The sequence below is a fragment of the Mesorhizobium sp. WSM4845 genome (assembly GCF_055811455.1).
Genome location: NZ_JBVVQA010000119.1, coordinates 1 through 300 on the forward strand (window position 1 = coordinate 1; position 300 = coordinate 300).

1 protein-coding gene is annotated in these 300 nt (G+C 61.7%); it reads right to left on the bottom strand.

The window, feature by feature from the left end:
* Positions 1-81 precede the first annotated feature (81 nt).
* On the bottom strand, positions 82-300 hold a 219-nt coding region (locus AC0L2C_RS34265), incomplete at its 5' end, for an aminotransferase class I/II-fold pyridoxal phosphate-dependent enzyme (RefSeq protein ID WP_473525541.1).

The window sequence follows — 300 nt, forward strand, 5'->3', positions numbered from 1 at the left end:
TTGACCAGCGCCTTCATCATGTTCGACATTCTTTTGTCCCTTGAAACTCTTGATCCGGAATCGCTTTTCGGTTCCGGTCGTTCAGGAAATCACACCAAGTTCGCGCCCGACTGCGCCGAACGCCGCGACCGCACGGTCGATGTCGGCGCTGGAATGGGCGGCCGACATCTGCGTCCTGATGCGGGCCTGGCCCTTCGGCACCACCGGAAACGAGAAGCCGATGACATAGATGCCGCGCTGCAGCATGCGCGCCGCCATCTCCTGCGCCAGCGTCGCATCGCCGAGCATGACCGGAACGAT